15 protein-coding genes are annotated in these 19,548 nt (G+C 69.5%); 8 read left to right on the top strand and 7 right to left on the bottom strand.

The annotated features are described in order from the left end of the window. Nucleotides 1-184: 184 nt before the first annotated feature. Nucleotides 185-670: an HIT family protein gene (locus tag AB0I89_RS32685; RefSeq protein ID WP_357134607.1), complete on the bottom strand. Its 486-nt coding sequence runs from the start codon at nucleotides 668-670 to the stop codon at nucleotides 185-187. A gap of 283 nt (nucleotides 671-953) precedes the next feature. Between AB0I89_RS32685 and AB0I89_RS32680 the strand changes: the two genes are divergently transcribed. From AB0I89_RS32680 to AB0I89_RS32645, 8 genes are all read left to right on the top strand, one after another. After that, entirely contained in the window at nucleotides 954-2,759 is a 1,806-nt protein-coding gene (locus AB0I89_RS32680; RefSeq protein WP_357134605.1) for an AfsR/SARP family transcriptional regulator, read from the top strand. A 2-nt stretch (nucleotides 2,760-2,761) separates the two neighbouring features. After that, nucleotides 2,762-4,219 carry a toll/interleukin-1 receptor domain-containing protein gene (locus AB0I89_RS32675; RefSeq protein ID WP_357134604.1) on the top strand — a complete coding sequence of 486 codons (1,458 nt, stop codon included), beginning with the start codon at nucleotides 2,762-2,764 and terminating at the stop codon, nucleotides 4,217-4,219. 186 nt (nucleotides 4,220-4,405) lie between these two features. Then, nucleotides 4,406-6,577, top strand: coding sequence for a protein kinase (locus tag AB0I89_RS32670; RefSeq protein WP_357134602.1), 2,172 nt, complete (start codon nucleotides 4,406-4,408; stop codon nucleotides 6,575-6,577). Further along, nucleotides 6,574-7,884, top strand: coding sequence for a hypothetical protein (locus AB0I89_RS32665; protein WP_357134600.1), 1,311 nt, complete (start codon nucleotides 6,574-6,576; stop codon nucleotides 7,882-7,884). Before AB0I89_RS32670 ends, AB0I89_RS32665 begins: the two co-directional genes overlap by 4 nt. A gap of 122 nt (nucleotides 7,885-8,006) precedes the next feature. Next, on the top strand, nucleotides 8,007-9,737 hold the full coding sequence (locus tag AB0I89_RS32660; protein ID WP_357134598.1) for an AAA family ATPase: 1,731 nt from the start codon (nucleotides 8,007-8,009) through the stop codon (nucleotides 9,735-9,737). Then, the gene (locus tag AB0I89_RS32655) at nucleotides 9,734-10,372 is read left to right on the top strand and encodes a 4Fe-4S cluster-binding domain-containing protein (protein ID WP_357134597.1); all 639 of its coding nucleotides are present in this window, start codon (nucleotides 9,734-9,736) and stop codon (nucleotides 10,370-10,372) included. The genes AB0I89_RS32660 and AB0I89_RS32655 overlap by 4 nt, the downstream gene beginning before the upstream one ends. Next, nucleotides 10,360-10,896 carry an FHA domain-containing protein gene (locus AB0I89_RS32650; RefSeq protein ID WP_357134595.1) on the top strand — a complete coding sequence of 179 codons (537 nt, stop codon included), beginning with the start codon at nucleotides 10,360-10,362 and terminating at the stop codon, nucleotides 10,894-10,896. Before AB0I89_RS32655 ends, AB0I89_RS32650 begins: the two co-directional genes overlap by 13 nt. Before the next feature lie 292 nt (nucleotides 10,897-11,188). Continuing rightward, on the top strand, nucleotides 11,189-13,063 hold the full coding sequence (locus AB0I89_RS32645) for a S8 family serine peptidase (protein WP_357134594.1): 1,875 nt from the start codon (nucleotides 11,189-11,191) through the stop codon (nucleotides 13,061-13,063). Between the two features lie 61 nt (nucleotides 13,064-13,124). On the opposite strand, the gene AB0I89_RS32640 is transcribed toward AB0I89_RS32645, so the two are convergent. The 6 genes from AB0I89_RS32640 to AB0I89_RS32615 are packed head-to-tail and all read right to left on the bottom strand — an operon-like array spanning nucleotide 13,125 to nucleotide 19,270. Further along, nucleotides 13,125-14,432: a GTP-binding protein gene (locus tag AB0I89_RS32640; RefSeq protein WP_357134592.1), complete on the bottom strand. Its 1,308-nt coding sequence runs from the start codon at nucleotides 14,430-14,432 to the stop codon at nucleotides 13,125-13,127. Further along, entirely contained in the window at nucleotides 14,432-15,358 is a 927-nt protein-coding gene (gene cysD, locus AB0I89_RS32635; protein WP_357134591.1) for a sulfate adenylyltransferase subunit CysD, read from the bottom strand. The genes AB0I89_RS32640 and cysD overlap by 1 nt, the downstream gene beginning before the upstream one ends. 6 nt (nucleotides 15,359-15,364) lie before the next feature. Then, a complete protein-coding gene (locus AB0I89_RS32630) occupies nucleotides 15,365-16,228 on the bottom strand; it encodes a 3'(2'),5'-bisphosphate nucleotidase CysQ (RefSeq protein WP_357134589.1) in 864 nt (287 codons plus the stop codon). A 37-nt stretch (nucleotides 16,229-16,265) separates the two neighbouring features. Next, nucleotides 16,266-17,096 carry an ABC transporter permease gene (locus AB0I89_RS32625; protein ID WP_357134587.1) on the bottom strand — a complete coding sequence of 277 codons (831 nt, stop codon included), beginning with the start codon at nucleotides 17,094-17,096 and terminating at the stop codon, nucleotides 16,266-16,268. Then, on the bottom strand, nucleotides 17,093-18,232 hold the full coding sequence (locus tag AB0I89_RS32620; protein WP_357134585.1) for an ABC transporter ATP-binding protein: 1,140 nt from the start codon (nucleotides 18,230-18,232) through the stop codon (nucleotides 17,093-17,095). The genes AB0I89_RS32625 and AB0I89_RS32620 overlap by 4 nt, the downstream gene beginning before the upstream one ends. 48 nt (nucleotides 18,233-18,280) lie before the next feature. Next, nucleotides 18,281-19,270, bottom strand: coding sequence for a PHB depolymerase family esterase (locus AB0I89_RS32615; protein WP_357134583.1), 990 nt, complete (start codon nucleotides 19,268-19,270; stop codon nucleotides 18,281-18,283). Nucleotides 19,271-19,548: the final 278 nt, after the last annotated feature.

Below are 19,548 nucleotides of genomic sequence, written 5' to 3'. Positions count from 1 at the left end.
GGCATTCGCATATTGGTCCGGTCCTTATGCCTTTCCGCTGGCGATCGTCGATGAGCGGCCAGCGCATGGGGCAAACGTTGAGATCCGCGGAGGCATTGAGTGGACTGGCCACCGCCGCATTTCCCGTACGCGGTCGGTGGCTTACCCGCGTGGCGAGGCGCAGTTGACCGTCATGGTCCGGGTGTCAGACCTGGCCGACATGTCGTCCCCCTGCTGCGGGCCGAGACGCCCGGGAACAGGGCGGCATGGCGGCCTGGATCCGTTCAGCGGTCCGCTCAAGCCGGGCGCTGTCGATTGTGGGTGCCCGCGCCGGCCAGATGGCCTGGATCGGGTCATCGTGCCAGCGGGGAACCAGGTGTATGTGAAGGTGCGGGATCGTCTGTGAGGCAGCCTGGCCGGCCGAAATGATCAGGTTCAGACCGTCCGACGCAAGTGCCTCTCTGATGGCATGGGACACGTCGAGAACGGTGTCCATCAGCGGCTGGACGTCCTCCGAGGCCAAGGCCCACAGGTCGGTCACGTGCCTGCGAGGTATCACCAGCGTGTGCCCGGCGGTTGCGGGTAGCAGCGGGACGAATGCCATCGTCTGCGGGGTTTCATAGATCCGAAGAGCCGTTGCCGTGCCGGCACCGATCTGGCAGAACACGCAGGTCCCGACGTCGTCGTTCATTCGTTCGCCCCTCTTCCGCCGCATGCTCCCATCAGAAGCGAGAGTCGAATTTCTCCGGCATCGACGTGTTCACCGTTCTGGTATGCGGCGCTCCCATACCGCGCCCGACTCTGCTTCAGTCGAGGTGGAAGGGTCGACGTGCGGTGGAGGGAGTGAGGGCGCCATGCCGATACCGCAGATGTGCCTTCCGCCAACGAGCAGGGTGGTCTGGGCGGCCCGAATTGCCGAGGTGGTCGAAACGATGACCGCGTATATTCGGGTTCTCCCATGGCTGGAGGCTCCAGTGAAGTTTTCGGTGCTCGGTCCGCTGCGGGCTCTCCGGGACGGCCGCCCTGTCGTCCTGCGTGGTCATCGGGAGCGAAGGATTCTGGCGGGGCTGCTGACCAGGCCGAACGGGCTGGTGACGCACGATCGGCTGGTCCGGGTGGTGTGGGACGACCCTCCCTCGACAGCGCGACGACAGCTGCAGAACTGCGTCTGGCAGTTGCGGCGTCAACTCCACGGAGAGGCCGAAGGAGAGCGGATCAGTGGAGCCCCTGAGGGCTACCAGATCAACGTCGAACGGAGCGACCTCGACGCGCTGGTCTTCGACAAGCTCCTCGACGAGGCTCGTCGGCTCAGCGGGCGCCACCAGGACCAGGCGGCGATCGACGCGTACGACGAGGCACTCAGCCTGTGGCGCGGAGCGGTGGCGCTCGACGGGGTGCGGACCTCGTGGATCGAGGCTTGGGCGGCCAAGCTTGACGAGCGCCGGATCTGCGGCCTGGAGGAGCGGGTGGAGGTCCACCTGCGATTGAGTCACCACCAGGCGATGGCCTCCGAACTGACGGGGTTGGTCGCCGAACACCCACTGCGGGAACGACTCGTCGGGCAACTGATGGTCGCGCTGTACCGCGGCGGTAGGCAGGCAGACGCCCTCCGGGAATACCAGCATCTGGCCCACCGGCTCACCGAGCTGGGGCTGACTCCCAGCCCGCACCTGGGACGGCTGCAGGTGATGATCCTCCGCAACGACGCGGCCCTGGAGATCAGCTCTCAGTCGCCGGGGCATCCGCGAGGCCGGTCTGCCGTGGCGCTGTCCCGGGGAGCGGACCCGAATCCCGTCCCACTGCCCGCGGCGTGGCTTGCGTCGACGCCGCCGGACCGCTCGGTTGACGGTGCGCCACCGTTCGAAGAGCTGCTGCGTCGGATGCGTCAGGCGGCGCAGACGACCAGCCCTCGGGTGTTGCTACCGACCCTCGCCGCGCAGGTGCGGACTCTGCGAGGGCTCGCCGAGGTCAGCATGCTGGCCGAACGCCTGGAGATTCTTCACCTGGCCGCCCGGTACGCCGAGTTCACCGGTTGGATGGCACAGGAGGCCGGCGACGACGCGGCCTGTCTGCGATGGACCCGCACCGCTGTCGCTCTTGCCGAGGCTGGCGGTGACCGGGATTTTGGCCGGTTGTTCGCAATCCGTCAGGCTGACATCGCCCTCTACGACGACGATCCGGCGCGCACCTTGACCGCTGTCGCGCCAGTGGTGAGGGACGCGAACGCTCCGCCGCAACTCCGGCGGCTGGCGATGGAACGGGTCGCTCAGGGCTCCGCCCTCATCGGCAGGTCGGACGACTTCCACGCGGCGGTGGTGGAGGTGGGTCGGGCGCACCGACAGTTGGCCGGCGGGGCGCAAGTGTTCGGGTCGGGCAACATGCCGGATCCGGCGGCGATCGTGCAGGGGTGGGGGCTGGTCGATCTCGGGTCGTACCGGGAGGCGGCGCACATCCTCGACCGGGAGGTGCTCAGGATCAGCCCGGCGGCGGGCCGGGCCCGCGCCCGGTACGGCGTTCGCCGACTGCTCGCCCACGTCGGCGCCGGCGACCTCGATGCGGCCCTGGAACTCGCTCCGGACGTGCTGGACGGCATCGAACTGGTCGACTCGGCGACCATCCGGACCGACCTGCGCCGACTGCGTCGGCTGCTGGCCCCCTGGTACCAGGACCCCACGGTCGCACCGTTGACCGCCCGGCTCACCGAGGTCCTGAGGCCGTCGGCGCGAGCCGACACGTACGGACTTGGACCGGCCGACGATTCCACCCGACGGATCGCGTGAGCATGAGCGGCATCTTCGTGAACTATCGTCGCCACTTTCGCGAGGCCGGCGACGGCAGCGAACCCGCTCTGGTCGAGGCGCTCGCCGACCGGCTCCGGCGGCACTTCGGGGACACCGAGGTGTTCCTGGATGTGGAGTCCATCCCCGTCGGCGAGCGGTACCCCAACCAGCTCCGGGCCCGGCTGAGCGACGCCGAGGTGCTGATCGCCATCATCGGTCCCGGCTGGCTGGCGGAGACCCGGCATCGGGCGACCTGGCCGGCGAAGGACTGGGTCCGCTGGGAGATCGCGGAGGCGTTGCGGCTGCCGGGCACGGTTGTCGTCCCGGTCCTGCTGGGCGAGACTCCTGTCCCGGTGGCGGATGACCTTCCGGCGGACATGCGCGAGCTTCCGGCACGCCAGTCGCAGCGTATCCGGCACGGCACGTTCCGCCTCGACGTCACCCGGTTGATCGAGGCGCTGGAGGCGCACGTCCACCCGACCTGGATTCCGCCCGAGGAGCCCGCGAAGAAGTCCGGGGTTTCCGGACGGCTGACGAGGATTCTCGCCGGTGCGGTCGGACCAGCGATCCTCGCCGCCTTTCCGTACTACTACTCACGAGCAGAAGAACCACATTCGCTCGGTGAGATTTTGCAGACCTACGCACTGGCGGTCTTTTTCGTCGCCCTGCTGCCTGTTGCCCTCTTGGCTGCGGCGTTGCATCTGGCGGAATCCTTGAACAGGTTCGAACGCGCCGTCGTGGTAGCGAACCCGGCAGCCCTGCTGCTGGGGCAGGGCATGGCGATGACCTTCGTCCTGGGATTGATTCTTGGTGTGGTGGTGGCCCCCTATGCGACCGGGGAAAGCCTCAGCTTCCTGATCTCATTTGTCCTGGTGTTTATGGCCATGCCGATTGTTGGTGGCTATTACCTCATCCTTGAGCAGGCTGCACGGCAGTGGCCGCCGGCTGTCCCGGCCCGCGGTGAGGCCGCCGGTGGCCGCGCCCTCCGGGTGATGGCACAGTACCGGCAACGTTCGGCCTCCCGATCCTTGCCGTTGTCCCGCCTGGAGCGCGATCAGACCGCGTGGCTGCATGGGCGCCTCGAGGAGGCGATGGAAGGTCTGCGCGAGGAGACCCGGCGAGGCTGGGTCAACCAGATCAAGTCGATGGACGTTTTTTTCATCCTTCTCATCTCGCTTCAACTTCCGACCGTCACTCTCCCCGCCCTGTTGCTTCCGTGGGGATTCAGTCGTCAGGGTGCGGGCCCGGTCTGGATCCTGGGCGGTGTCGTGGCGGCTGTTGTTGTCCCCATCCTCGGACCGTTGGCGTGGGTGCTGTACGTGCGCATAAAACGACTGCGGACCGACCGGATCGCGGATGAGATCGACTCGTTCCTGCGCGAGCTTGAGACCACGCTGGCCGCCGGTCATCAGTCGGTGGCCGTGGGTTCGCACCCGCTGTCCATAGGGGATCCGCCGTGAGTAGGGCTGGCGCCAGCGCGACGGGTCACCACGCCACGACGCGATCGAGCGGGCGGTAGGCGGCAGGTGAACCCGCGACCGCCTGCCGAGGGTGACGTGCCGCCGACGCGCCGCGAGACCGATCGGGCCGTCGACCCCGGGCCACAGGTTCCCGCCACACGCCGGGAGCACCCGGCCGAGTCCGCTGTGGCCGTACCGGTGAGCGCCGGTCTGCTGCGGCTGCCCGACCGGGTGTCGGGCTGGTCGGTCCTCGCGGCGTTGCCGGCGGGCGCGGAGGCCGACGTCTTTCTACTACGCGACGCGGCGGGCGACGACCGGGTGTTGAAGATCTACCGGCCGGGGATCGTCGTCGACGAGGACGCGGTCGACCGGCTGATCGGGCTGCGCAGCGAGAGGTTGGTGACGCCCATCGACTTCGGCGTCGCTGAGGGCCGGCGCTGGGAGCTGACCGAGTATCTACCGGCTGGCACCCTGGCGGACTTCATCGGCCAGGATCCCCGCCCGGTGCCGCCGGAACTGCTGCGGCACGTGGTCGCCGAGCTGACCGAGGCGCTCGGCGAACTGCACTCGGCGACCATCGTGCACGGCGACCTCAAACCGTCGAACATCATGGTCCGGAGCCTTCCTCCGGACCTCGGGCTGGCGCTGGCCGACTTCGGACTGAGCAGGTATCTCGGTCCAGCATCGGTGCGATTCACCAGCCGCGGCGTGACGTTCGCCTATGCGGCGCCGGAGAGTTTCGCCGGCGCCTACTCCCCGGCGGGCGACTGGTGGGCCGTCGGTGTGGTGGTCCGGCAACTGGCCACCGGCCAAGCCCCGTTCGAGGGTCTCGACGAGCGGATCATCCAGCACGAGGTGACGGTCCGAGGCGCATCCGTCGACGGCGTCGCGGACCACCGGCTGCGGCTTCTCTGCGAAGGGCTCCTGGTCAGCGACCCGGACCATCGGTGGGGTGAGGCGCAGGTCCGGCGGTGGCTGTCCGGCGGATCGCCCGAGGTGCACCGTCCGGCCTCGACGCGACGTGCGACGCCGCTGATCCTGAAAGGGGTGCCCTACCGCACCCGCTCGGAGGTCGCACGCGCGATGGCGGCCCACTGGAGCGACGCGGTGGACATGTTCCTGCGACGCGTCGGCACGCGAAGAGACCCCGGCGAGGGGTGGCGCGTGCTGCGCGCCTGGCTGGAGCAGTTCGACGACGATGTCGACGAACGGATCCGGCTGATCGACCAGGCGTTGACCCACCCGGATCACACCCCCGATGTGCGAATGGTGCACCTGCTGCGCTGGCTGGACCGGGGGCAACCGGCGACCTACCTGGGGCTACGAGTGGGGTCGGAGCACCTTGCCGATGTCGCGGCTGTGGCGGTGCGGGAGCCGGACGGCCGGGCGGCCTCGGCGGTGCGTGACCTGTGGCGGTACTCGCTCCTGCCGGTGCTCGCCGACTTCGGCGACGGCCAGGCCCTGGTGCAGGTGGACGCCCGTTGGCGGAGCTCGGCACAGGACCTCGACGCGCTCGCCACCCGGGTCGATCTGCCACCACAGGCTACGTCGATGCTGGCGGCGCGTCGAACCGAGCACCGGGCCGTCCTGCTCAGCGTCGCCGCCGATCCGGATCGGTTGCGACCGCTGCTGGACGGCGCGGTTCGGGATCGCGAAGAGGTCACCGAGCACCTGGACTGGTTCGAGGCACTGCCTCCGGTGACCGACGTGGCCAGCGCGCTGTGTGTGTTGACGGTCGTCCCCGCCGCCGTGCAGGAGTGCGCCGGCATCGTCGAGGCCCGTACCCGGGGACAGCGCGTTCTCGACGAGGAACTGAAGCAGCTCAGGGCCGGGCGGCCGAAGGCCCTGTCGCTCGCCGCGGCGGCCTCCATGATCTGGGCGCTGGTCGTCGCCGCTCCCGTGTTCCTGCCCCATTTCTCTCCCGACCCACGTCTCGTGATCAGAGACATGTCGATCCCCGTCGCGGAATGGCTGGTGCCCACCCTGGCCGAGGTCGGCCTCGCGGTGCGGACTGGATCCTTCTACCATCCGCGCTGGTCCGCGCTCGACCGAATGCGGTGGCTGGTCCGTCGTGTACCCACCGGCTGGGCGGCGCTTCGCAGGGGCGCCAACCGGGTCCGGGGCGGCGCTCCGCCGCTGCTGCTCGGTGTGCTGGCGTTGGCCTGCTGCTGCGGCAGCCCGTTCCTCTGGTCGGCAGCGCTACTGGCCGTCGCCATGGTCGCGCTCATCGGGCCGGTGGTGCATCTCGGCTGGACCGGCACCCGGATATGGCGTTTCGGTCAGTTCCGGCGACAACGAAGCCGTGAATTGCTCGGCAGCGAACCCACTGAGCGGCGAGACGGGGGCGAAGCGGAATGAGCGCTGGCAGTGTGGTGGTGTTCCCGGTGGCGGCCGTGATCGGCGCCGCAACCATCGTCGGAATCCGCGCCACGGCGGCACTCGGCGAGCTACTCCAGGTGAGCCCAGCCGAGGCAGCCGCCCGCAACGCGCGGATCCGGGCACACACCACCGCACGGCGGCAGGCCGTCGCCGCCCAGGAGTCGCAGCGGGACCAGGCCGTCCACGCCTGGGAACTGCGACTTGAACGCCGGGCCGCCGCCCGGGTCGACGCGGCGTATGCGGCGTCCGCCCTCGCACAGCAAGGACTGCCGGCGGAGCCCGCGCTGGCTGAGCCCTCCGTCTCGGCGTCCGAATCGGTCTGGGACGCCTGGTGCGACGACGTCGACCGGGTCCTGGCGGGAGTGTTCAGGCGCGCCGCCGCCGCCCGGGCGGTCACCGCGGCACGGGGTCTCGCGGACCTGCTGCCACCGGTGTCGGCCGCGGCGCTGCGGACCGCGGCGGACGGGATTGGCGAGCCGGAGCCGCTGCCCGGCGGTGGTTCGGACCCCGCTGCCGCCGTGGTGCGCATCCTCGCGGGCCTGCACCCGATGGCTGCCGCCGAGGGCCGCGCCAGAGCCGAGGCCGCCGCCGCTGACGTCTGGCGCCGGCCCGACGAGCGACGGCCGCGCCTGCGGCAGGTGCAACTGCGGGTACAGGAGGCCAACAAGCTGGTGCGGGTCCGGCGCTCGGATGCCGTCGTCGCGGCGGAACTGCTGGATGCGATGGAACCGTACGCGGCGCAGCAGGATCTTGACACCGGCGCCCTACACCGGGCCAGGGCGGGCCTCGTCGACGTGGTGTCCGGCCGGGCGGAGCTCAACGACCAATTGTTGAACGAGGTTGAGCAACTGCGGTCGGAGATGGAGGAGCGAGCGTTGGCGATCGCGGTCCAGGACGCTGTGGCGGACGCGCTGACCGAGCTGGGCTACAGCGTGGGCACCGAGTTCAGCGTCGGGCAACCCAGCACGGGCAGGCTCGCGGTGAGCCGACCCGACGACGCGGACCACCTGGTGCGTTTGAAAGTCGACGCAAGGGCACGCAGGATTCAGTCGATGGTCTACCGGACCGGACCCGGCGAGAACCCCCACGCCGACACGGCAGCCGAGCACCGCTGGTGCGCCGACCTCGAACAGGCACTGGCCACTCTCCGGGAGGCCGGATTGCCGTGCTCGCACACCGAGCTGCGTCACCCGGGCGCCGAACCCACGCCCCGCACGGCGCCGCAGCAGCGCACTGAGCCCCGGCGGCGGCTCAGAAGCCGCGAGGCGGAGGGAGACGTACGGTGATCGACGACCTCGCGGGCTGGCCGGCGTTCGCCCGCGAACTGCACGCGACACTGCCGACCCAGTCGCAGTACGTGTTGTGGGGCAACGCCCACGATTCGTACCTCATCGACACACCGACCGGGGTGCGGCTGCTCTCCCTCACCGACGTGATACGTGAGCTGCTGGACCGGAGCGGCTACACCTTCGTACTCGATCATGATCTGATCGATTCCGGTGTCGTGCACCAGATCGGCAGAAGCGACGTGACGACTGCCACCCGTGCCCTCCTCGGCGACGGGTATCGTCCCGGCGGCCCGACGCCCGACCTCGGCGCGCTGTTCGTCCAGCTCGCCGCGATCGCCCAGCCACGCACCACTGTGCGGGCGGCAGCCATCGTCCGAGCGGCGCACCTGCTGCGGCATCCGAGCGATCCGGACGACGCCGAGCGGCAGTTCCTGCGCCGCATGGAGAAGCTGGCCCGGTCGGCGCGGCCGGTCGCGGCCGAATCCGGTCGGACCCAGAGCCTGTACAACCCGATGATCTGGTTGGTGGAGAACGAAAGTGACCTGCCGGCCTGGCTGACCGCGGGCAAGGACCGGATCCGCGTTATCAGCCTGCCCCGACCGGACTACGGCGATCGGGAACGCTGCGCCCGCCGGCTGTTGCACGGCCAGATCCCCGACGCGACGCTGCACGAGCGGGCTCGCTCGTTCGCCGAGCAGTCCGAAGGACTCACCCTGCAGGGCATGATCGAGGTGACCAGGCTGGCACGCGATCGTGGGCTGAGCCCGGAGCAGTGGCCCGACGCGACCCGAACGTTCAAGCTCGGGGTATTGGACAATCCCTGGCGCCGCGACTACCTGCACACCCGGATCCGCGACGGGGAACGGTCCCTGCCCCAGCGGATCATCGGCCAGCGCCAAGCCGTGACCAAAACCCTGGACATCCTCAAACGCGCCGCTCTCGGCCTGTCCGGCGCCCACGCGGCACGGGCTTCGGCACGCCCGCGCGGAGTTCTGTTCTTCGCCGGTCCGACCGGGGTGGGCAAGACCGAGTTGGCCAAGGCAGTGGCCCATGTGGTGTTCGGCGACGAGGCGGCCTACCTGCGGTTCGACATGAGCGAGTTCTCCGCCGAGCACGCCGGCGATCGGCTGATCGGCGCTCCACCGGGCTACGTCGGGTTCGAAGCCGGCGGAGAACTCACCAACGCCGTGCGTCAGCAACCCTTTCGGGTGATCCTGTTCGACGAGATCGAGAAGAGCCACCCGCGCATCCTCGACAAGTTCCTGCAGATCCTCGAGGACGGCCGGCTCACCGACGGCCGCGGCGGTACTGCCCACTTCTCCGAATGCATCCTGATTTTCACCAGCAACCTCGGCATGTACGTCGACGACGGCACGGGCCAGTTGACGCAGACGGCTACGCCGGGCACTCCCTACGACCAGGTCGAGACGATCGTGCGGGCAGCGATCGAGGATCACTTCACCCGGGTCCTCGGTCGGCCCGAGCTGCTCAACCGCCTCGGCGACAATGTCGTGGTATTCGACTTCATCGGGCCGGAAGCGGCCGAACAGATCTTCGAACTCCAACTCGGCAACGTGCTCCGGCGCCTCAGCGAAGAACACCACGTGTCGGTCACGCTTGACCAGCCGGTCCATGCGCGCGTGCTCAGGGAGTGCACGCGCGACCTGGCCCGAGGCGGCCGGGGGATCGGCTCCGCCCTGGAGACCGCGCTCGTCAACCCGCTGGCCCGCGCCCTGTTCGACCGGCTGGCGGTACCGGCGGGCGACGCGCCGGCGTCCGGCGACACGACGTCGCTCGTCGTGACGGCCTGGCGGCGTCAGGCCGACGTCATCACCGTGGAGCTGTCATGACGACCATCGAGATCAGTCGCCTCCACCACCCGGTCACCACCCTGGGGTACGGCAGGAGGGCCGGAATCTGGCTGCAAGGCTGCACCCTCGCCTGCACCGGCTGCCTCGCCCGGGACACCTGGCCTCGCCGCCCCGACCGGTCGGTCCCCGTCGAGGAGGTGCTCGACTGGCTCACCTCACTTCCTCAAGGGATCGACGGTGTGACGATCTCCGGCGGCGAACCGCTCCAGCAGCCGGTCGCGCTCGCCGCGCTCCTGCGCGGGATAACCACCTGGCGGCACAACCGGCCGATCGACATCCTGCTCTATACGGGATACGGCTGGTCGCGTGCGGCACGGCTGCCAGAGCTGCGCGCAAGCTGCGACGCCGTGGTCGCGGGTAGGTACGTCGAGCGGCGTAACAACGGCGACACCCCATTGCGTGGCTCGGCGAACCAACGCGTCATCACCCTCAGCCCGCTGGGCCACCAGCGATACGGCGAGGCCGCTCGGCTCGTCCGGGCAGGCTTGCAGACCGGCGTGCTCGACGGCCGGCTGTGGCTGGTCGGGATCCCGCGGCCCGGCGAGCTCGACCAGATCGCCGATCATCTGAGGGCCCGCGGCATCGGCGTCGGGGAATCGACATGGAGCGGCTGATCTGCCGCGCCTGCGGCGCACCGGTCGGCTCCGGTGACATCGTGTGCGGCAACCCGGACTGCTATGCGAACCTCACCGCCGTCTCGGCGGTCATCGAGGTAGACAACCTCGTCACCCCGCAGCCGATCGACCCGGTCGCCGTGGACATCACCTGTCCGTCGTGCGGAACGGCGTGTCCGCCGGGGAGCCGGATGTGCCCGCACTGCCTCGGTGTGCTCGAAACCGTCCTGATGATCGCGTTGCTCGACCCGCCGTGGCAGACAGTGCTCGAGGCCGGAGTAACCCTGATCCTCGGTCGGGACCCCGGTTCGCCCGCGGCGGCCGCGCTGTCCGGCCATGATGCTGTCTCGCGACGACACGCGGCTGTCACGACTGCGCCGGACGGGGCCGCGACGGTGACCGACCTGTACTCCACGAACGGTACCTGGCTGGACCAACGGCGGCTTGAACCCGGCATACGACACTCACTTCGGCCTGGGGCCACCCTGCGACTCGCATCGACCGCGACGTTTCAGGTCGAGTGACAACCCGGGCCGGTCGCGCCGGCGCGGCGGATAGTCAACCTCCGGCCTTCCGAACGGGGCGAGGGTAGCTGAAGCGCATAGGTTGGCGACGAATCGATGGCTCGTCTCGGAATGACCACCAAGCCCGTGATCTGGAATGAATTGCCATACCTTGACCTCCATCTTATGAGCGGTATAGGGGGCCCTGGATCTGTCTTCTGCCGCCATCATTTAGTAATCTCTTCTCAATCGGCCATCATCGATTCCTCGTCGTGGGCGAGCGGACGAAGGGCCGAATCGGAGGGAGGGGAGAATGAGTCTCCCGAAAAGATCAATTGTGGTGGGCGCCGTCGCGATGCTGGCCCTCACAGCGGCCACGCCGGCCGTGGCGGCCGAACCGGAAGGCGACATCCGTAGTGCCGGCGGTGCCACGGCTGTCACCGACAGCTACATCGTGGTGTTCAAGGAGAGCGCGGTGAGTCGGGCGCAGGTCGGTGCCACCGCCAGCAGGCTGGTCGGTCAGCACGGCGGAGCGGTCGCTCGGACCTACTCCACGGCGCTGCGCGGCTTCGAGATCACCGCCGGCGCCAAGGCGGCGGCCAGGATCGCCGCGCACCCCGATGTCGCGTACGTCGAGCAGAACCACACGGTCCGCATCTCCGGGACACAGCCGAACCCCCCGTCCTGGGGCCTGGACCGCGTCGACCAGCGCAACCTTCCGCTCGACAGCTCGTACACCTACCCGAACACCGCGACCAACGTGCACGCGTACATCGTCGACACCGGTATCAACTTCGCCCACAACGACTTCGGCGGCCGGGCCACCTCCGGCTACGACGCTGTCGACGGCGGCTCGGCGGACGACTGCAACGGGCACGGCACGCACGTCGCCGGCACCGTCGGCGGCTCGACGTACGGCCTGGCCAAGGGCGTCCAGTTGGTCGGCGTACGGGTGCTGAACTGCTCGGGCAGTGGCACCAACGCCGGGGTGATCGGCGGCATCGACTGGGTCACCGCGAACGCGATCAAGCCGGCCGTGGCGAACATGAGCCTCGGCGGTAGCGCCAACTCCTCGCTCGACACGGCCATCAACAACTCGATCAACTCCGGCGTCACGTACGCGGTCGCGGCCGGCAACGGCAACGCCCTCGGCGTCCGGCAGAACGCCTGCAACTACTCCCCGGCGCGGGTGGCCTCCGCGATCACCGTAGGTGCGACGCAGAACAACGACGCGGCCGCCAGCTTCTCCAACTTCGGCACCTGCGTCGACATCCTGGCGCCGGGCGTCAACATCACCTCGGCCTGGTACGACAGCAACACCGCGACCAACACGATCAGCGGCACCTCGATGGCGTCGCCGCACGTCGCCGGCGCGGCGGCGCTGGCGCTGTCGGCGAACCCGTCCTGGACCCCGCAGCAGGTCCGCGACTACCTGGTCGGCAACTCCACCCCGAACGTGGTGACCAACGTCGGCACCGGCACCCCGAACCAGTTGCTCTACGTGGGCAGCGGCGGCACTCCACCGGCCGACGACTTCTCCGTCGGGGTGTCGCCGACGGCCGGTTCGACCGCGCCGGGCGGCTCGGTCAGCGCCACCGTGAGTACCGCGACCACCAGCGGCTCGGCGCAGTCGGTGAGCCTGTCGGCGAGCGGTCTGCCGAGTGGCGCCACCGCCTCGTTCAGCCCGGCCACGGTGACCTCGGGCGGCTCGTCCACGCTCACCATCGCCACCTCGGCGAGCACCCCTGCCGGCACCTACGGCGTCACTGTCACCGGTGCCGGCACTGCGGGCACGCGCAGCGCCACGTACTCGTTGACCGTGACCGGCTCGGGTGGCGGCGGCTGCTCGGGCACCAACGGCACCGATGTGGCGATACCGGACAGCAACACGGCGGTGACCAGCGGCATCGTCATCACCGGCTGTAACCGTAGCGCCTCCTCGGCGTCCACCGTGGCGGTCGATATCGTGCACACCTTCCGGGGCGACCTGATCATCGATCTGGTGGCACCGGACGGTACCGCCTACCGGCTGAAGAACCAGAGCTTCCTGGACGGCGCCGACAACGTCAACGCCACCTATACCGCGAATCTCTCCACCGAGTCGGCGAACGGCACCTGGCTGCTGCGGGTGCGGGACGTCTTCTCCGGTGACACCGGCTATATCAACGCCTGGACCCTCACCGTCTGAGACGTGACGAAGGGCCCTTTCCGCTCCGATTTCCGGTAGCGGGAAGGGCCCTTACCGTAGGTCAATTGGTGTCGACGATCATTCCGGCGGCGATGGTGCGGTTGGTGGTTTCGTCGATCAGGATGAAACCGCCGGTGGTGCGGTTGCGCCGGTATTCGTCGGCGAGCAGCGGGACGGTCGTACGCATGCGGACCCGGCCGATTTCGTTGAGTCCGAGTTCGGTGGCGGCCTCGTCCCGATGCAGCGAGTTCACCTCAAGTCGGTAGTGCAGCTCGCGGATCACGGTCCGGGCGGTACGGGTCGTGTGCTTGATGGCGTACTTCGCGCCGGGACGCAGCGGGGTGGCCTCGTCCATCCAGCAGATCATCGCCTCGATGTCCTGCGCGACCGCCGGGCCGTTGTGGGGCCGGCAGATCAGGTCGCCCCGGGAGATGTCGATCTCGTCGGTCAACCGGACCGTGACCGACATCGGCGGGTACGCCTCGGCGACCGGTCCGTCTGCGGTCTCGATCGCCGCGATCTGGGAGGTGAACCCGGAGGGGAGAACCAGAACCTCGTCTCCCGGCTTCAGCACACCCGACGCGACCTGGCCGGCGTAGCCGCGGTAGTCGGTGACCGTGGTCGACTGCGGGCGGATCACGTACTGCACCGGGAACCGGACGTCGACCAGATTGCGGTCACTGGCGATGTGCACCCGCTCCAGGTGGTGCAGCAGCGACGGGCCCTCGTACCACGGGGTGTGCTCCGAGCGGGTCACGATGTTGTCGCCGTGCAACGCCGAGACCGGGACGACGGCGAGGTCCGGCACCTCCAACTTCGCCGCGAACGCGGTGAACTCGTCGGCGATCCGCTCGTAGACCTCCTGCGACCAGCCGACCAGGTCCATCTTGTTCACACACAGGACCAGGTGCGGCACCCGCAGCAGCGAGCACAGGAACGCGTGCCGGCGGGACTGCTCGACCAGGCCCTTACGGGCGTCGACCAGGATCAACGCCAGGTCGGCCGTGGAGGCGCCGGTGACCATGTTCCGGGTGTACTGGATGTGCCCCGGGGTGTCGGCGACGATGAACTTCCGCCGGGGCGTGGCGAAGTACCGGTACGCCACGTCGATCGTGATGCCCTGCTCCCGCTCCGCCCGCAGGCCATCGGTCAGCAACGCCAGATTCGTGTACTCGTCGCCGTTGGCCGCGCTGGCCGCCTCCACGGCTGCCAACTGGTCCGTGAACAACGACTTGGTGTCGTAGAGCAACCGACCGATCAGCGTCGACTTGCCGTCGTCGACGCTGCCCGCCGTCGTGAACCGCAACAGGTCCATCGCCCGACCCTCGGACGCTGCGCCCTCGACCACCGCGACCCCGGTCGTAGCCATCAGAAGTAGCCCTCTCTCTTGCGGTCCTCCATCGCGGTCTCACTCACCCGGTCGTCACCCCGGGTCGCCCCCCGCTCGGTGATCCGGGTCGCCGCGACCTCCTCGATCACCAGGTCCACCGTGTCCGCCTCGGACAGCACCGCCGCGGTACAGGAGGCGTCGCCGACGGTCCGGTACCGCACCCGCGCTTTGAACGGCTCCTCCGAACCTCGGGGCACGATGAACTCGTTCACCGCATAGAGCATTCCGTCGCGCTCGATCACCGTACGTTCGTGGGCGTAGTAGATCGACGGCAACGCCAGCCGCTCCTGGGCGATGTAGTGCCAGACGTCCAGCTCGGTCCAGTTCGACAACGGGAACACCCGGATCGACTCGCCCGGGTGATGCCGCCCGTTGTACAGCGACCACAGCTCCGGCCGCTGGTTCTTCGGATCCCACTGACCGAAGTCGTCCCGGAAGCTGAACATCCGCTCCTTGGCCCGCGCCTTCTCCTCGTCCCGCCGCGCCCCGCCGAACAACGCGTCGAACCGGTACTTCTCCACCGCCGCCAACAGGACCGGGGTCTGGATCCGGTTCCGCGTCCCGTCGGCGGATTCGCGGACCAGACCTGCCTCCAACGCCTCGGGTACGCTCGCCACCACCAACTGCAGGCCGAGTTCGGCGACCCGCTGGTTCCGGTAGTCCAACACCTCGTCGAAGTTGTGCCCGGTGTCGACGTGCATCACCGGGAACGGGATCCGGGCTGGCGCGAACGCCTTCTGGGCCAACCGGAGCATCACGATCGAATCCTTGCCGCCGGAGAAGAGCAGGACCGGGCGCTCCAACTCGGCCACCACCTCGCGCATGACGAAGATGCTCTCTGCCTCGATCGCGTCCAGGTGCGAAACCCGGTACGCCGCCGCGGGCGTCGTGTCGTTTGTCGTCATCGCGGATCACCCGGCTGCCGTGGCCGGTGCCGGCACCGGGGTCAGGTGTTGCCGCAGCGCGGCGAGGAGTGGGGCGGCCAGCTCCGGCCGGCAGACCACCAGGTCCGGCAGCCGGGGATCAGCCTCGTTGTAGCTCAACGCGGAACCATCGATGCGGGAAGCGTGCAATCCCGTGGCCGTCGCCACCGCCACCGGGGCCGCCGAATCCCACTCGTACTGACCACCCGCGTGCACGTACGCGTCGACCTCACCGGTGATAACCGCGGCGATCTTCGCCCCGGCCGATCCCATCGGCACCAACTCGGCACCGACCTCGTCCGCCAACTTCGTCAAAAACGCCGGCGGCCGACTCCGACTCGCCGCCAACCGGATGGTCCGACCGCTGACCGCCGGCGGCCGGGTCGGGGGTGTCTCCGTGCCGAGGGTACGGAGCTGGGCCGGCAGGGCGATGGCGCCCGCCACCAGGCGGTGCTCCGTCGGCGCGTTCCGTTGCCAGAGTGCGACATGCACCGCCCAGTCCGTCCGGCCCGGCTCGGAGAACTCGCGGGTCCCATCCAACGGGTCGACGATCCACACCCGGTCGGCGCCCAGCCGCTCCGGCAGAGGGTCGGCTGTACCCGTTGCCCAGGCCTGCCGGGCGCCGTCGTCCTCCTCCGAGAGCACGGCGTCGGCGCTTCTGTGCCGTGCCAGTTCAACGCGCAGCAGTTGGTGCGCCGCCCGATCACCCGCGCGCTTCAACGCGGCCGGGTCGTGGTGACCGTGCTCCGCGCGGACCTGCAGCAGCAGCCGGCCGGCCCGATCGGCCAACCAGGCGGCGAACGAGCCATCCGACGCGGGGGCCGTTGACCTGGGGGGTTCCAGCACGTTCATCGACGAACACCTCCGATAGACGCGGTGACCGTGCCGTTCACTGGACGGCACGCCGACTGAAACTTCGGACGCTGGTGACCGTGACCAGCGCGGCCACTCCGGTCAGCACCAGCAGACAGACCCAGGCCGGTATGTGCGCGACGCCGGGCAACATGGCCCCGCGCACGCCCTCGGAGACGTAGGTCATCGGGTTGAGGGCGGTGACCGTCTGGAACCACGGCATCGAGGAGAGCCGCGGCCACGGGTAGTGGATGCAACCGGTCCAGATGATCGGGGTCACGACCAGCGAGAACGTGATGTTGATCCGTTGGATGGGCAGGATCATCGCCAGCGTCATGCCGATGCCGCCGCCGATCCATCCGCCGAGCAGGATCGTCAGCAGGACCATCGGTAACCGTCCGGGCTGCCACGGGGCCGAGCCGACCATCAGCGCCCCCAGTGGGTAGATGAGGGCTGCGGCGACGAGCCCGCGCAGCATCGCGACCACGAGCTTGCCGACCGCTACCAGGTTCGTCGACAGCGGGGCGAGTAGCCGGTCCTCGATCTCCCGGGTGAAGCCGAACTCCTTGACCAGTGGCAGTGCGACGCTCTGCAAAGCGGTGGTGAGCGCGGCGAGCGCGACGATGCCGGGCAGGAACAGGTCGGCGAAGTTCCGGGTGACGACGCCCTGCCCGCCGAGCACCTTGACGAAGACGAAGAGCATGAACAACGGGGTGAGGCCGACCTGGACCAGGATGACCCAGAGTTCCTTGGCGGTGACCAACAGGTCCCGGCGCAGAATGGCCAGGAAGGCCCGGTGGGCGCTGGGTCGCGCAGGTGCCGCCGTGGCGCTCGTTGCGACAACCGGCGGGGTGTCGAGGTCGGTCACCGTGGGTCCCTTCCGGTCAGTCCGATGAAGACGTCTTCGAGGCTCGGCTCGCCGATGCGTACGTCGGTGAGGGTCGCCGACCGTGTGGTCAGGACGGTGAGCGCCGGTCCGAGCACGGTGGCGGGGTCGGCGGCGAGATGCAGCCGGATCCGGACGCGCCCACGCCCGCCCGGGTCGGGGGCGAGCGTGGCGACGGCCCGCTCCCGGGCCAGCGCGGTCAATGCGGCGGGCGTGCCCGCGCCGAACCCCGACCCGCCGCCGAGGCCGAGGACGGCACGGAGTTTGGCGGCCCCGGCCCCGGCCCCGGGCGGCGGCGGGTCGGCGAGCCGTTCGCCCTTGCGTACGCCGGAGACCTCGGAGAGCGCGCTCAGCAGCTCGTCCGGTTCGTCAAGCGCGGCCAGGGTGACCGTCAGGTCGAGGATCGATCGTCCGGCGAGCCCTCTGACCAGGTTGCCCGGCGTGTCCGCGGTGAGCAGCCGACCGTGGTCGACGATGCCGACCCGGTCGACCAGAGCGGCGGCCGCGTTCATCTGGTGAGTGGTCAGGACGACCGTCACACCGCGCTCGCGCATCTCGCGGATCCGGCTCCAGATCAGCCGGCGGGACTGCGGGTCCAGACCGTTGGTGGGCTCGTCGAGGAAGAGCACCGCTGGTTCGTGGATCAACGCGCGGGCGATCATCAGCCGTTGCGCCATGCCCCCCGAGTACGCCTCGATCCGTTTGTCCGCCCGATCCTGCAGGCCGAAACGGTCCAGGAGCTCATCGGCCCGCGCGTTGCGTACGGCGCGGCTGACGCCGTGGTACGCGGCGTGGTACAGCAGGTTCTGTCGTGGTGTCAGCGACCGGTCCAGATTGTTGTGCTGGGATACGACGGCCAACTGGGCGCGGGCCGCGACCGGGTCACCGACCACGTCGATCCCACTGACGAGCGCCCGGCCCCCGGACGCCCGCAGCCGGGTGGTGAGGATGCCGATGGTGGTCGACTTGCCGGCGCCGTTGGGTCCCAGCAGCCCGAAGATCTCGCCGCCGGCAACCGTGAAGGACAGCCCGTCCACGGCTGCGTTCGTGCTCCCGGGATAGCGTTTGACGAGGTCGGCGACCTCGACCGCAGCCGGGCTGCCACCACTACTGGGCATCTGCTGCTCCCTCTCGTGAGCTGTCGGATCAGTGGCCGCCGGTGCGGGTCAGCCGCCGGTTCGGGGGTGTGCGTCGAAGAAACGCCAGATGGTCTCGGTCGCGTCCAGCGCGGTCGTGGGTGGATCCAGGCCGAGCAGGCGTTGCGCCTGCGGTCCGGGGCCGGCGGCACCGGGCCACTGGTGGCCAGCGCCCTCGACGGTGACCAACTCGACCGCCCGTCCTCCCGGACAGGTGGCGACCGAGGTCCGGACCGGGCCTGAGGCGGTCGTCGCCGGCGCCGGGCATCCGTCGGTGGTACGCCATTGGCCGAGCAGGTCGGGGATGGGCGGCCCGTCGATCTTGACCGGATTTCGCCCGGTCCCGTCGTTGTCCCGCTTGCCCGGACCACCGTTCAACGGCACCGTCTGGTCCGCCATCCCGTGAAGGTGGATCACGGAGATCGGTGCCGGTGACGAGCACGGGCCGAGTTGGGTCGCCGCCACCGGCCCGATCGCGGCGAACAGCTTCGTGTCGCACGCCAGGCGGTATGCGAGCATCCCGCCGTTGGAGATCCCGGTGGCGTAGATCCGGCTGCGGTCCACCGGAAGTTGGTCGGCCACGGTGGCCACCAGTTGCTGGATGAAGGCGACGTCGTCCACGCCGTCCCGGGCCGGTGGTCCGCAGCAGTCCGGGCTGACCGCCCAGGAGCGGCTCATCCCGTCCGGGTAGGCCACGACAAAGCCCTCCTGGTCGGCCCGGGCGTTCCAGCCGTAGGAGGTTTCCGCCTGGCTGCCGGTGCCGAGCGCGCCGTGCAGCATGACCACGAGCGGTGCCGGGGTCGACCCGGCGAGGTTGGTCGGCCGGTAGAGGCGGAAGCGGCGCTCCTGCCCGTCGACCACGAGGGTGTGCGTCGAGGAGCCGGTGGGCACGGTGGACACCGGTCCGGCCTCGTGCTGCTCCGGGTCGTCCCGGAAGAGCCCGCAGCCGGCCGACAGGGTGAGCGCTCCGACGAGCGACAGGACCGTGAGCAGGTGTCGCCGCCGACGGTACGGTCTCACGCGATGTGTCCAAGATATACCAATTTTCATCATATTCGCACCCTGGCATATCAATGTTCAGGCTTTGTAAGGACCTGCACCGATTTGTGTTTGGCGGGGCTGGCTCCGTCCGTTCCCGCGACGCGCGGCCCGAGCGGAGCCAACCGGCTAGGGCCTGTTTCATAAGAACTGGCCGGCCTGCGGCGGGCCCGGACGACGACCGGCGGCGTTGGGGGGGGGGGGGGGGGGGGACCAACACATGGCGCCGCCCCCCCCCCCCCCCCCCGCCCCCCCCCCCC

The sequence above is a fragment of the Micromonospora sp. NPDC049801 genome (assembly GCF_040656575.1).
Lineage (GTDB): Bacteria > Actinomycetota > Actinomycetes > Mycobacteriales > Micromonosporaceae > Micromonospora.
Note: the sequence above shows the minus strand (reverse complement) of the source record. Positions and strands in the feature narration are given on the sequence as shown.

What these genes read in the sequence shown, in the direction of transcription:
- AB0I89_RS32685 (WP_357134607.1), bottom strand. Translation starts at nt 670, where the DNA reads ATGAACGACGACGTCGGGACCTGCGTGTTCTGCCAGATCGGTGCCGGC.
- cysD (WP_357134591.1), bottom strand. Translation starts at nt 15,358, where the DNA reads ATGACGACAAACGACACGACGCCCGCGGCGGCGTACCGGGTTTCGCAC.
- AB0I89_RS32655 (WP_357134597.1), top strand. Translation starts at nt 9,734, where the DNA reads ATGACGACCATCGAGATCAGTCGCCTCCACCACCCGGTCACCACCCTG.
- AB0I89_RS32620 (WP_357134585.1), bottom strand. Translation starts at nt 18,232, where the DNA reads ATGCCCAGTAGTGGTGGCAGCCCGGCTGCGGTCGAGGTCGCCGACCTC.
- AB0I89_RS32630 (WP_357134589.1), bottom strand. Translation starts at nt 16,228, where the DNA reads ATGAACGTGCTGGAACCCCCCAGGTCAACGGCCCCCGCGTCGGATGGC.
- AB0I89_RS32665 (WP_357134600.1), top strand. Translation starts at nt 6,574, where the DNA reads ATGAGCGCTGGCAGTGTGGTGGTGTTCCCGGTGGCGGCCGTGATCGGC.
- AB0I89_RS32650 (WP_357134595.1), top strand. Translation starts at nt 10,360, where the DNA reads ATGGAGCGGCTGATCTGCCGCGCCTGCGGCGCACCGGTCGGCTCCGGT.
- AB0I89_RS32645 (WP_357134594.1), top strand. Translation starts at nt 11,189, where the DNA reads ATGAGTCTCCCGAAAAGATCAATTGTGGTGGGCGCCGTCGCGATGCTG.
- AB0I89_RS32675 (WP_357134604.1), top strand. Translation starts at nt 2,762, where the DNA reads ATGAGCGGCATCTTCGTGAACTATCGTCGCCACTTTCGCGAGGCCGGC.
- AB0I89_RS32640 (WP_357134592.1), bottom strand. Translation starts at nt 14,432, where the DNA reads ATGGCTACGACCGGGGTCGCGGTGGTCGAGGGCGCAGCGTCCGAGGGT.